Annotated in this window: 9 protein-coding genes; 6 read left to right on the top strand and 3 right to left on the bottom strand. The window is 71.4% G+C overall.

The features are described 5' to 3' along the window. Positions 1–2 precede the first annotated feature (2 nt). Together ABD256_RS10600 and ABD256_RS10605 are read right to left on the bottom strand one after the other, a co-directional pair. Positions 3–2534 (bottom strand): helix-turn-helix transcriptional regulator, encoded by a 2532-nt coding sequence (locus ABD256_RS10600; protein ID WP_344416237.1) that lies wholly within the window; start codon positions 2532–2534, stop codon positions 3–5. 218 nt (positions 2535–2752) lie between these two features. Then, positions 2753–3967 carry a macrolide family glycosyltransferase gene (locus ABD256_RS10605; protein ID WP_344416239.1) on the bottom strand — a complete coding sequence of 405 codons (1215 nt, stop codon included), beginning with the start codon at positions 3965–3967 and terminating at the stop codon, positions 2753–2755. Between the two features lie 225 nt (positions 3968–4192). On the opposite strand from ABD256_RS10605, the gene ABD256_RS10610 reads away from it, so the two are divergent. From ABD256_RS10610 to rfbB, 5 genes are read left to right on the top strand one after another with little or no spacing between them, the layout of a single operon-like run. Next, positions 4193–5638, top strand: a complete 1446-nt coding sequence (locus tag ABD256_RS10610; RefSeq protein WP_344416241.1) for an NDP-hexose 2,3-dehydratase family protein — start codon at positions 4193–4195, stop codon at positions 5636–5638. After that, positions 5617–6636, top strand: coding sequence for a Gfo/Idh/MocA family protein (locus ABD256_RS10615; protein WP_344416243.1), 1020 nt, complete (start codon positions 5617–5619; stop codon positions 6634–6636). The genes ABD256_RS10610 and ABD256_RS10615 overlap by 22 nt, the downstream gene beginning before the upstream one ends. Further along, complete coding sequence (locus ABD256_RS10620; RefSeq protein ID WP_344416245.1) at positions 6636–7415, top strand: NAD-dependent epimerase/dehydratase family protein; 780 nt, start codon at positions 6636–6638, stop codon at positions 7413–7415. Before ABD256_RS10615 ends, ABD256_RS10620 begins: the two co-directional genes overlap by 1 nt. A 28-nt stretch (positions 7416–7443) precedes the next feature. Then, positions 7444–8328: a glucose-1-phosphate thymidylyltransferase RfbA gene (gene rfbA / locus ABD256_RS10625; protein WP_344416247.1), complete on the top strand. Its 885-nt coding sequence runs from the start codon at positions 7444–7446 to the stop codon at positions 8326–8328. Positions 8329–8332: 4 nt separating this feature from the next. After that, positions 8333–9307, top strand: coding sequence for a dTDP-glucose 4,6-dehydratase (gene rfbB / locus ABD256_RS10630; protein ID WP_344416249.1), 975 nt, complete (start codon positions 8333–8335; stop codon positions 9305–9307). A 357-nt stretch (positions 9308–9664) separates the two neighbouring features. On the opposite strand, the gene ABD256_RS10635 is transcribed toward rfbB, so the two are convergent. After that, a complete protein-coding gene (locus ABD256_RS10635; RefSeq protein ID WP_344416251.1) occupies positions 9665–10552 on the bottom strand; it encodes an ATP-binding cassette domain-containing protein in 888 nt (295 codons plus the stop codon). Positions 10553–10776: 224 nt separating this feature from the next. Here ABD256_RS10635 and ABD256_RS10640 point away from each other — a divergent pair, with 224 nt between their 5' ends. Beyond that, positions 10777–11613 (top strand): aldo/keto reductase, encoded by an 837-nt coding sequence (locus ABD256_RS10640; protein WP_344416253.1) that lies wholly within the window; start codon positions 10777–10779, stop codon positions 11611–11613. Positions 11614–12021: the final 408 nt, after the last annotated feature.

Raw genomic sequence — 12021 nt, forward strand, 5'->3', positions numbered from 1 at the left:
CGCTATCCGGCGAGATCACGATGGCCCCCGTCCAGGTCGAGCGCGGCGGGCAGCTCGGCGCGGCCGTCGACGGCGAGCTTCCGGTAGACGTTGGTGAGATCCAGTTCGACGGTGCGCGCGGAGACGAAGAGCTGCTTGGCCACCTCGCGGTTGCTCGCCCCCCGCGCCACCAGCCCGGCGACCGCGCGCTCCCGTTCGGTCAGCGCGAACGCGGACCGCCTCGCCACCCGCGTCATCCGGCCGCCTGCCGAGCCGAGCGCGTCGCGGGCGCTCACCGCGAGCCGCTGCCATCCCGCGTTCTCGCACAGCGAGGCGGCGGACCGCAGGTGCCTGCGCGCGCCCTTGCGGTCCCCGCGGCGGAGCAGTTCCTTGCCGAGCAGGTACTCGGCCCTGGCGTGCTCCAGCCTCGACGAAGAGGTGGCGAGCACCCGGCAGGCTTCGTCCAGTGCTTCGACCGCCGCCTCGCCCGCGGCGGCCGCGCCCTCGGCGAGCAGCACCAGCCCGCGCGCCCTCGGCGTCGGCCACCGCTCGGCCAGCTCGCGGCCGATCTCGACGTACCTGGCCGCGGACATCCGCTTACCGGACTCCACCAGCGTCAGCGCGGACTGGAACCACCACGGCGCCAGCACCGGGTTCGCGATGCCCGCTTCCTCCTGCCACCGCCCGCATTCGGCGAGCAGGAGCAGCGCGGCCTGCCAGTCGCCGCGGCGCGCGCTGATCCGCCCCAGCCACAGCAGCCGCAGCGGCGTCTCCCAGCGGTGGCCGGTGACGTGCCCGCCGGCACCGTCGGCGCGGGTGGTCCCGGCACCGGTCCGCAGCACCCGTTCGGCGGCGGCCAGCTCGTCGTCGAAGTAGAGCGCCGCGGCCAGCGCGACGCGCACCACGCCCGCCTCCGGCGAGCCGATCAGGCGGCCGGCGCCGAGCACCGACACCCTCGCGTCGACGGCGGCGGACCGCGGCTCGCCGCTTTCCCGCAGCACGAGCGAGCGCACCGCGAGCGCCACCCCGGTGGCCATCGTGTCGCCCCCGCTGACCGTGCCGGCCACCGCGGCGTCCAGCGCGCGCACGCTGCTCGGGATGTCGTCGGCGAGGTGGAGCATGGCGCCGAGGTCGAGCAGCGCGGGCGAGGACAGCGCCCGGTCGTGCCGGAGGACGCCCCGCGCCGTGCTGACGGCGACTTCGAGCTGGCGTCCCGACATCGCCAGCCGCATCGCGGTGCGCACCGCGGGTTCCGCCCGGGACAGCGGCGGCTCACCGGACGCCGCGCCGGTGACCTCCGAAAGCGCGCGGGTCGCCGCCTTGCGCGAGGCCGCGAGCCCGACGAGCGCCGCGACGGCGAGCGACCGCGGCGACGCCCCGCCGTGCACCCGCGCGAGCAGGTCCTTGGTCCGGTCCATCGCCGCACCGGTTTCACCGGGCCGGGTCGCTTCCGCGGCGGCGAAGAGCGCGACCGCGGCCCGCGTCGCGGCGGGTGTCGCCGACTTCGGCGCGAGCGCGGCGAACTCGGTGGCGGCCCCGCCGGGGTCGACCGTGAGCAGCGCCCTGGCCAGCAGCTCCCGGTCGGGGTGACCGAGCGGTGTCCCGGCGAGCACCGGGCGCAGGAACCGGGCCGCGTCCTGGATCCGGCCGCGGTGGAGGGCCGCGTCGGCGGCCTCGGCCAGGGTGGCGCGCATCCACGGCTCCGACGGCCGCGGCAGCGCGACGAGCAGTTCGGCCACCTCGTGCACCGGGCGCGCGGCCTCGTCGAGCAGGCGCGCGGCACTCGCACGGCGCTCCGCGAGCTCCCCTTCCGGCACGGTTTCGAGCAGGCGCGCGCGGGCGGGGCCGGTCCAGAAGGCCCCCGCCGGGCGCAGTGCTTCGAACGCGGCCTCGACCTTGACGGCAGGCAGCCCGGACAACGCGGCGACCAGGTCGTGGTCGGCGTCGCCGAGCACCGCGGCGGCGAGCACGACGGCACGGCCGCCGTCGAGGCGCTCGGCGAGGTCGAGCGGGCGGCGCGCGACCGGGGCGGCCTCGTCGCGGCCCAGCGCGAGCACCACCGTCCTCGGCATCGAGGCGATCTCGGCGAGTGCCGCGTCGGCCTCGGCCCTCGGCGCCGCCACGCGCGCCAGCACCAGGCACAGCGGCAGGCCGGGGCCGCCCCGCAGCAGCGAGCCGAACAGGCGGAGCGTGCGGACGTCGCACCACTGGGCGTCGTCGACGAGCACGGTGACCGGGCCGTCGGCGAGCAGGTCCGTCAGCGCGGCGCGCGGAGCCCGGTTTCCCGCGATCGCGCGCCCTGCCGTGGCGAGCAGGCCCCGCACGGCGGCGAACTCCTCGTCCGCGGTGTCCGTGGTGCAGCAGAAGCGGAGCAGCGAGGCAGGCGGCAGCTCGCCGCCGAACCGCCCGAGCACGGCGCTGGTCCCGCTACCGGGGCGCCCTTCGAGGATGCTCGCGCAGGACGCGCCGCCGACGGCCGCGGCGTGCTGGCCCGCCAGCGCGTCGAGCACACGTGCATACGCACGCGGCGGGTCGTCCTGCCGACGACGGTTCAAGGTCAGTCCCCCCAGCGCCCAGCACAAAGCGAGTCACAAGGTGTTCCCCAGAACACGGCGCGGTCGCGGACTACGGGCCCGACCACCGGATGCACACTCCACCCAGAACGGACACGCTACCTCACGGGAGGTGCCGTAGTCAGCCCGTCACGCGGTCCGCGCCCCGGATCCCACCGCGCGGAACCCAGCGGAAACGGGCGGACGGGCCCGCCCGCCCGTCAGCGGGCGGCGACCCGTTCCAGCGCGTCCGCCGCGAGCCGCTCGCCGCCGGAGGCCAGCACCGCCTCCCGCATGCGCGCCACCTCGGCGGCGATCTTGCCGTCGGTCGAAACGGCGAAGACGGCGTCCCGCACGTCGTCGCCGGTCACCTCGCCGAGCAGCGCCGTGCCGAGGCCGAGCGCCTGCACGTGCCGCGCGAGCACGACGGCGTCGGGCTGCTGGGGGACGGTGACGACGGGCACGCCGTGCGCGAAGGTCTCCATCAGCGTGCCGGTCCCCGCCTGGCACACCACCACGTCGACGTGCGGGAGCACCGCGCCGTAGTCGAGCCAGGCGTGCATTTCGACGTTCTCGGGCAGGTCCGCCGCGACCGCGGGGTCCACCTCGCCGCCGATCGCCATCAGCACCCGCCATCCGGTGCCCTCGAACGCGCGGCCGCACGAGCGGAAGAACTCCGGGCCGTTGTCCGACGACGTGCTGAGCGACAGGAGCACGGTGCCCTTGGCGCCGGGCGCCGCCCAGCGCGCCGAGTCCGGGGGCGCGACCGGCGGGCCGCCCACCGGGCCGACGAACACGAAGTCCTCGCCGAAGCACTCGGGCCGCGGCTGGAAGGCGCGCGGGACGAACACGAGGTTCGCCGCGACCTCGCCGCCGGTCCTGATCCGCTCCATGCCCGCCGCGTCCACTCCGTACTCGGCCAGCGTCGCCAGCACGCTCCGGTAGCTCGCCACGACCTTCGGATGGGACGGGTCGAGTTCCGGCGCGTCCTCGGAGTCGGCTTCGCTGCCGTTGAGCGGGACTTCGTCGTTGCCGGCGAGCCCGGCGAAGAGCCGCACCACCGGGCATCCCGCGCGCTCGGCCAGCAGGCGGCTCACCGCGGTGCTGAGCGCGTCCTCCACGACGACGTCGATCCGCCGGTCGGCGAGCTCGCGCCACGCGGCGGGCAGCGCGGCGAACCCTTCTTCGAAGTAGTGCACCAGCACCTCGGCCAGCTCGTCCCCGGTGCGGATGAGGGGAACCACCGCGGGGAACGAAGAGGGATACGTGATCACCCGCGCGCCGGTCGCGGCGACGTCGTCGGCGAACCGCTCGGCGACCACATAGGACACTTCGTGCCCGCGGGAAAGCAGTTCCCGCACCACGGGCAGCGTCGGCCGGAGGTGGCCGAACCCGGGAAAACTGAAGAAGACGATGTGCTCACCGGAGGGGTCCACGACCGGCACACTAGGACGCCGGTGCCGGTTTTCCCACTGGCACAAGGCAAGTCGAGGGGTTCCCCTAGTGCGGGCACCGCGGAACGGCCTAGCACGGCAGTACTGAGAAATCTCCTAGGAACCGTGTCCGGGGCGGCCCAGATCTCAGAATTCCGCCTAGTTTCGGCGCGTTAACAATAGACCCGTCTCCGAACTCCGTTGCCCCCATGAGCATGAGGTGAACCGATGGAGCGTCAGTCAGGAACCGGGCTGCTCCGCATTCCCGACGGGACGCTGCCCCGTCGGCTCGCGAGATCCGCGGCGGCCGTCGAAGGCGGCGCCACGCCGAACGCCGTCGTCGAATCCTGGATCACCGAACGCAACCTCGCCCACCGGCACGAAGTGCGCCGCATCGAGTTCGGCGACCTGCGCCAGTGGGGGTTCGACGACGTGACCGGCGACCTCCGCCACCGGAGCGGGCGGTTCTTCGGCGTCGAAGGACTGGAGGTCCATTCCGACTACGGGCCGGTTCCGCACTGGTCGCAGCCGATCATCAACCAGCCCGAGATCGGGATACTCGGCATCCTCGTCTGCGAAATCGACGGCGTGCTGCACTGCCTGATGCAGGCGAAGTCGGAGCCGGGCAACGTCAACGGCGTGCAGATCTCGCCGACCGTGCAGGCGACGAAGAGCAACTACACCAGGGTGCACGGCGGGCGCTCGGTCCCCTACCTCGACCACTTCGTCGACCCCGCACCGGAACGCGTGCTCGCCGACGTGCTGCAGTCCGAACAGGGCTCGTGGTTCTACCGCAAGCGGAACCGCAACATGATCGTCGAGGTCGACGCACGCGACATCGGCCTGGAGGTGCCGGAGGACTTCCGCTGGCTCACCCTCGGCCAGCTGCACGAGCTGCTCGGCAAGGACGACCTGATCAACATGGACGCCAGGACCGTGCTGTCGTGCATGCCGGCCGGGATCGAGGGCACCGAAGCCGACGCGGTCAGCGACCTCGCCGCGGCCGTCGCGCGCTCTTCGGAACAGGCGGCGGGCTCGCTGCACACCACGACGGAAGCGCTGAGCTGGATCACGTCGAGACAGACGCAGCACCAGGTGCGGACGAAGCCGATGCCGTTGAACGCGGTGCGGGGCTGGGTCCAGTCCCCCACCGAGATCGCGCACGAGCTCGGCCTGTTCTTCACCGTGATCGCGGTGGACATCACCACGAACGGGCGCGAAGTCTCCCAGTGGACCCAGCCGCTCGTCCGTCCACACGGGATGGGACGGCTGGCGCTGTTCGTCAAGCGCGTCGACGGCGTGTTGCACGCACTGCTCAACGCCAGGGTCGAACCCGGCTACCTCGACGTGGTCGAACTGGCCCCGACGGTGCAGTGCACCCCGGAGAACTACGTGCTGACCCCGGAGGCGGACCGCCCGCCGTTCCTGGACGTCGTGCTGCGGACGCGGCCGGAGCAGGTCCTGTTCGAAGCGCGACTTTCCGAGGAGGGCGGGCGCTTCCACCACGCGTCCAGCCGGTACCAGATCATCGAAGTGCCCTCCGGCTTCCCGGACACCGAACTGGAGGACTACCAGTGGCTCACCCTGAACCAGCTCAACGAGCTGCTGCGGCACAGCCATTACGTGAACGTGCAGGCGCGCAGCCTGATCGCGTGCCTGCGGGGCCTGCGATGACGCGCGCGCTCCGCCTCGGCCTGATCGGCGTCTCCTCGATCGCGCGGCGCCGCACGGTGCCCGCGATCCGGACCGTCGGCTCGCTCGCGATCACCGCCTGCGCGGCGCGCGATCTGGAGCGCGCCAAGGAGTTCGCCGGAAAGCTCGACGCCGACGCGATGACCTACGACGAGATCCTGGCCAGCCCGGACATCGACGCGGTCTACGTCTCGCTGCCGAACGGCCTGCACCACGAGTGGGCGCGCAGGGCGCTGCTGGCGGGCAAGCACGTGTTCTGCGAGAAACCGCTCACCACCAAGGCGGCGCACACCGACGAGCTGATCGCGCTGGCCGCCGAGCGCGGGCTGACGCTGCACGAGAACTTCATGTTCGTCCACCACCCGCAGCACGCGCGCGTCCGCGAACTCGTCGACGGCGGGCGCCTCGGCGAACTCCGCGGGTTCGCCGCGTCGTTCGGGATCCCGCCGCTGCCGCCGGAGGACGTCCGCTACCGCGCCGATCTCGGCGGCGGCGCGCTGGTCGACGTCGGCGTGTACCCGTTGCGCTCGGCGAGGCTCCTGCTCGGCGACGGCCTCACCGTCGCCGGCGCGACGCTGACCATCGACACCGGCCGCGGCGTCGACGTCGGCGGGCACGTGCTGCTGGTGTCCCGCAGCGGGGTGTCGGCCTCGCTCGAATTCGGCTTCCGGCACAGCTACCGGTCGCGGTACCGGTTGTGGGGCAGTTCCGCCGCGCTCTCGCTCGACCGCGCGTTCACCCCGCCCGCCACGAGGCAGCCGGTGCTGCGCATCGAAGAACAGGACCACGTCGAGGAGATCTCGTTGCCCCCAGCCGACCAGTTCGCCATCGCGGCGTCGAGGTTCGCCGACGCCGCGCTCGGCACCGGCGACCCGGCGCTGACCGCGGAGCTGAACGCGTCCACCGCCGATACCGCGCACCTGGTCGAAGCGGTGCTGTCGAAGGCGATCCGGATCGACGAAAGCGGGGGCAGGCTCTGATGGAGATCATCGGCAACGGGTTCCTCGCGGGGCACGCGACGGGCTACTTCGGCGACCGGCACCCCGACGTGACGTTCATCGCCGCGGGCGTCTCCGGCGTGCACATCACCGACGTGTCCGAGTTCGAGCGCGAGGCGTCACTGGTCTACGACGTGATCCGCCGCTGCAAGGCCGAGGGCCGCACGGTGATCTTCCTGTCGACCGCGTCGTCCGGCATGTACGGCGCCGACGGCTCGCGCGGCACCGAGGGCGGCCCGGTGTTCCCGCTCAGCGCGTACGGCAGGCACAAGCTCGGCCTGGAGCACGTGTGCGCGGTGTCCGAGGCGAGCTGGCTGGTGCTCCGGCTGTCCCATATCGTCGGCTCCGGCCAGCAGCCGCACCAGCTCCTGCCCTCGCTCACCCGGCAGCTGCTGTCCGGGCTGGTGAAGGTCTACACGGGAGTGTCCCGCGACCTGCTCGACGTCAACGACATGCTGGCCATCCTCGACGCGCTGCTCACCGGCGGGGTGCGGAACGAGGTGATCAACCTCGCCTCCGGCAGGTCCGAGGCCGTCGAGTACATAGTGGACGAACTGGAAGCGAGGCTCGGCGTCGAGGCGGAGCGCCAGACGATCCGCACCCCGGCCAAGTTCGCCACGATCAACGTGGACAAGCTCCGCGACCTCGTCCCCGGTTTCGACGAGTTCGGGTTCGGCCGCACGTACCTGCACTCGTTGCTGGACCGGAACATCACCGAACTCGCCGACCGCGCGAAGAACCACCTCGCTCTCACCCCGTGACCGCGTTCATCGACTCCAAGAGGTAGGCATGAAAGGCATCATTCTCGCCGGCGGTGCCGGGACCAGGCTGCACCCGGTGACGCTCGCCGTCTCCAAGCAGCTCGTCCCGGTCTACAACAAGCCGATGATCTACTACCCGTTGTCCGTGCTGATGCTCGCCGACATCACCGATATCCTGATCATCACCACCCCGACCGACCTGCCCGCGTTCCGGCGCCTGCTCGGCGACGGCTCGTGGCTCGGCCTCACCATCGACTACGCCGAGCAGCCGGAGCCGAACGGCCTCGCGGAGGCGTTCCTGATCGGCGCCGACCACATCGGCGACGAGGACTGTGCGCTGATCCTCGGCGACAACATCTTCCACGGCCCGGGTTTCTCCCAGCTCCTGCAGGACAAGGCGCACGACCTCAAGGGCTGCGTGCTGTTCGGCTACCCGGTGTCCGACCCGCACCGCCACGGCATCGGCGAGGTCGACGAAAACGGCAACCTCGTTTCGCTGGAGGAAAAGCCGGCGAACCCGAAGTCCAACCGGGCCGTCACCGGGCTGTACTTCTACGACAACGACGTGGTGCAGTTCGCGCGCAGCCTGGAGCCCTCCGCGCGCGGCGAGCTGGAGATCACCGACCTGAACCGGATCTACCTGGAGCGCGGCCGCGCCACCGTGGTCGACCTCGGCCGCGGGTTCGCCTGGCTCGACACCGGCACGCACGACTCGCTGCTCGACGCGGGCCAGTACGTCCGCACGCTCGAAGAGCGCCAGGGCGTGCGGATCGCGTGCCTGGAGGAGATCGCGCTGCGCCGCGGTTTCATCTCGCCGCAGCAGTGCTACGACCTCGGCGAGCGGATGGGCAACTCGGGTTACGCCAAGTACGTCATGGAAATCGCCCGGTCCGCCGGTGCGGGGAGGAACTGAGAAGATGCGCGTGCTGGTCACCGGCGGCGCCGGTTTCATCGGCTCCAACTTCGTCCGCGCGGTTCTCGGCGGCCGCTACCCCGGCTTCGAGCCCGACGAGCTCGTGGTGCTGGACAAGTTCACCTACGCGGGCAACCGCGCCAACCTCGCTCCGGTCGCCGAGGACGAGCGGCTCCGCGTGGTGCGCGGCGACATCTGCGACCCCGCGATCGTCAAGCAGGAGATGCCCGGCACCGACCTGGTCGTGCACTTCGCCGCCGAGTCTCATGTGGACCGTTCGATCGCGGGCGCGGCCGAGTTCGTGCAGACCAACGTGGTCGGCACCCAGACCCTGTTGCAGGGCGCGCTCGAAGCCGAGGTGGGCCGTTTCGTGCACGTGTCCACCGACGAGGTGTACGGCTCGATCGACGAGGGCTCGTGGCCCGAAGACCACCCGCTCGCCCCGAATTCGCCCTACGCGGCGTCGAAGGCGTCGTCGGACCTGATCGCCAGGGCGTTCCACATCACGCACGGCATGCACGTCTCGATCACCCGCTGCTCCAACAACTACGGCCCGTACCAGTACCCGGAAAAGGTCATCCCGCTGTTCGTGACCAACCTGATGGACGGCCACCAGGTCCCGCTGTACGGCGACGGCCTGAACGTCCGCGACTGGCTGCACGTCGACGACCACTGCGCGGGCATCCAGCTCGTGGCCCGCCACGGCAGGCCCGGCGAGGTCTACAACATCGGCGGCGGCACCGAGCTGACCAACCGCGACCTGACCACCCGCCTGCTGGAGATCACCGGCCGCGACGAGTCCGCGATCCGCCCGGTCGCCGACCGCAAGGCCCACGACCGCCGCTACTCGGTCGACATCACCAAGATCTCGGCCGAACTCGGCTACCGCCCGCAGGTCGGCGTCGAACAGGGCCTGCGCGACACCGTCGCCTGGTACCGCGACAACCGCTCCTGGTGGGAACCGCTGAAGGCCGGGTAAGTCCCGTTCCACCGTTCCGCGGCAGGTTTCCGCCCTGCCGCGGGGCGGTGCGCCACCCTCCGCTCCGCCGCACAGCCTGCCACAACGGCATCACGATGGCATCACGACGGCACCACGACGGAACGGGAGCCGAACAACAACCGGGACCGGCACTGCGCCGGGAACGATGATCAGAGGTTTCCGGTCCGTTGGCGTGCCGTAAACCTGGACCGCGCGCCCGAACACGCGAGAGCGCAAAACGCAAGAAAACCACACGAAGGCACCACTTCGTACAACCAACGACCCCCCAAACAGAACCCTACCCGCCCCCACCGATAAAACCCCAGAGACCGAGACCGAGACCGAGACAGAGACAGGTCAACGACGAGATTCCATCAGCGAAACCACCGCGTCCTCCAAGCTGCCCCGCCGAGAACACAGCTCGTGCAGCCGAATCCCGCGCTCCCTGGCAACAGTCCCCGCTCGCGCAGCGTCGATTCCAGTAACCGTCAAAGCGCCACCCCCCGCGGAGTCCACCGTCGCACCGATCGAGGTCAACGCGTCGGTGAGCTCGGCCGCGTCGGGCGAGACGACCCGGACGTGGCGGCGTGCGCGGTGCGCCACGAGCCGGGTGACCGGCACGTCGGCGACGATCCGGCCGTCGCCGATCACCAGTACCTGCTCCGCGGTCTCCTCCAGTTCGGCCAGCACGTGGCTGGACACGAACACCGTCCTGCCCTCGCCCGCGAGATCCTGCAGCAGTGTGCGCATCCAGCGGATGCCCTCGGGGTCGAGCCCGTGCAGCGGCTCGTCGAACAGCAGGACCGGCGGGTCGCCGAGCAGTGCGGTGGCGATGCCGAGGCGCTGGCGCATCCCGGTGGACAGCGCGGTGATGCGGCGGCCCGCGGCGTCGGCGAGACCGACCATGCCGAGCACCTCGCCGACCCGGGAGTCCGGGATCCGCGCGCCCTTGGCGATCCAGCGGAGGTGGTCGCGGGCGGACCGCCTGCCGGACACGGCGTCGGCCTCGAGCAGCGCACCCACTTCGCGCAGCGGCGCCGCCAGCTCCCGGTACGACTTCCCGCCGACGGTCACCGAGCCCTCGCTGGGGCGGTCGAGGCCGAGGATCAGGCGCATCGTGGTGGACTTGCCGGCGCCGTTCGGCCCGACGAAACCGGTGACCACACCCGGCCGGACGGTGAACGAGGCGCCGTCGAGCGCGGTGGTCCGCCGATACCGCTTCACGAGCCCCGTCGCTTCGATCATCGGCTCCCGCTTCCCTGAACGTCAACGAGAGTTCACGGTACCGCCATTCCCCCACCGGTTGCCTAGCCGAAATAGTCGCATGTGGACCCGACGAAAGTTGTTCGCGAACCACCGTTTCTAGATGATCTCCCCGAACCCTCCCCGGCACGGCCCGCACGGTTGACCTGCCTCGTCCCGATGTCCCAGGCTGCCCTGGAAAGGTCTGGACAAGAGGGGAAGCGACGATGCACAGCGGCACCTTCGCCATCGGGGGCGACGTCGCGGTCAACCGGATCGGCTACGGCGCGCTCCGGCTCACCGGTGAAGGCGGCTGGGGCGGCCCCGCCGACCGGGACGGTGCCGTGCGCGTGCTGCGGCGCGCCGTCGACCTCGGTGTCGACCTCATCGACACCGCGGACGCCTACGGCCCCGGCTCCAACGAGGAGCTGATCGCCGAGGCGCTGCACCCGTATCCGGATGGCGTGGTGATCGCGACGAAAGCGGGCCAGTGCCGCCCCGGCCCCGGCAAATGGGTGCCGCTCGGCCGCCCCGAATACCTGAAGCAGCAGGCGGAACTGAGCCTGCGCCGGTTGCGGCTCGACCGGATCGACCTGTTCCAGCTACACCGGATCGACCCGCTGGTACCCGCCGCCGAGCAGATCGACGCGCTGAAGGAGCTGCGGGACGAGGGCAAGATCCGGCACATCGGGCTGTCCGAAGTCACCATCGCCGAGCTGGAGGCCGCGCGGACGAGGGCCGGGATCGCGACCGTGCAGAACCGCTACAACGTCGTCGACCGCCGCCACGACGCGCTGCTGGAGCACTGCGAGCGCGCCGGGATCGGTTTCCTGCCATGGCATCCGGTCGACCAGGGCGGCCTCGCGCGCGCCGCCGGTGGTGCCGTGCGCGAAGTCGCCGACGAACTCGGCGCCACCCCGTCGCAGGTCGGGCTGGCCTGGCTGCTGCACCGGTCGCCGTCGACCGTGCTCATCCCCGGCACCGCGGATCCGGCCCACCTGGAGCAGAACTGCGCGGCGGGCGCGCTCACGCTGTCCTCGGACCAGCTCGCCCGCCTGGCCTGACGCGCGATGGCCCAATGCCCCGAAGGGGCCCTTCGCGGCATCTATGTCCCCGAAGGGCCCCTTCAGGGCATACACGCCGCCTTCCCCGCCCTCGCAACGCGCGGCATGCCGAAGCTGACGCCCCGAAGGCCACCTTCGCGGCATCAGACTCCCCGAAGGCGACCTTCAGGGCACGCACAACGGGACCCCACCTCGGCCTCCATAACAGCAACCTTCAAAAAATGCGCACGCCGATCCCGGCGAAATGAACGGCCGAAGCTGACGCCCCGAAGGGCACCTTCACGGCGTCAGATTCGCTCAAGGGCCCCTTCAGGGCATCAGCACAGGAACGCGGCAGGTACCCGGAAGCACAGAAAGCTCGCGAAGGCCACATCCACGGCGTTTTCGCGTGCCCCGAAGGCATCCCGC

The sequence above is a fragment of the Amycolatopsis minnesotensis genome, assembly GCF_039529815.1.
Classification (GTDB): Bacteria; Actinomycetota; Actinomycetes; order Mycobacteriales; family Pseudonocardiaceae; genus Amycolatopsis; species Amycolatopsis minnesotensis.

Bases quoted from the DNA above. Each gene is read 5' to 3' on its own strand.
- rfbA (WP_344416247.1), top strand. From the start codon at position 7,444: ATGAAAGGCATCATTCTCGCCGGCGGTGCCGGGACCAGGCTGCACCCG.
- rfbB (WP_344416249.1), top strand. From the start codon at position 8,333: ATGCGCGTGCTGGTCACCGGCGGCGCCGGTTTCATCGGCTCCAACTTC.
- ABD256_RS10640 (WP_344416253.1), top strand. From the start codon at position 10,777: ATGCACAGCGGCACCTTCGCCATCGGGGGCGACGTCGCGGTCAACCGG.
- ABD256_RS10635 (WP_344416251.1), bottom strand. From the start codon at position 10,552: ATGATCGAAGCGACGGGGCTCGTGAAGCGGTATCGGCGGACCACCGCG.
- ABD256_RS10620 (WP_344416245.1), top strand. From the start codon at position 6,636: ATGGAGATCATCGGCAACGGGTTCCTCGCGGGGCACGCGACGGGCTAC.
- ABD256_RS10610 (WP_344416241.1), top strand. From the start codon at position 4,193: ATGGAGCGTCAGTCAGGAACCGGGCTGCTCCGCATTCCCGACGGGACG.